General features: G+C 29.3%; 1 protein-coding gene. It reads left to right on the top strand.

Annotated features, from left to right (window positions below; all coding sequences use genetic code 11):
• Nucleotides 1–304, top strand: a 304-nt coding sequence (locus RCF13_RS00100; RefSeq protein WP_308140657.1) for a hypothetical protein, incomplete at both ends; no start/stop codon positions are given.

The following is a 304-nucleotide window of genomic DNA, read 5'->3' as shown; positions in this document are numbered from 1 at the left end:
ATTTTAACAATAAGTAATGAAGTACGCCCCACATTCCCAGATTATTGGTTTTTTCCTTGGTGTAACACACATAAAAATGAATCTAATTCCAGTATAATAAAATCAAGATTAAGGATTAGTAGAGAGGAACATGAAAAAGCGCAATCTTTTTTAGATACATTAATACAAGAAAAAAAGTTTTCATGGCCCAATGTTTTTAAGTTCTTAGAAGATGCAAGATTCTTTCAACAAAACTATTTAAGGGGAATAGAAAATTTAGAAATTATCAGTTTAAATCTTTCGGAAGAGTACAGGACAGATTTTC

It is taken from the genome of Stenotrophomonas maltophilia group sp. RNC7, from assembly GCF_030910085.1.
GTDB lineage: Bacteria > Pseudomonadota > Gammaproteobacteria > Xanthomonadales > Xanthomonadaceae > Stenotrophomonas > Stenotrophomonas sepilia.
The sequence above is the reverse complement of the archived record's forward strand: the minus strand, read 5'-3'. Positions and strand labels throughout refer to the sequence as shown.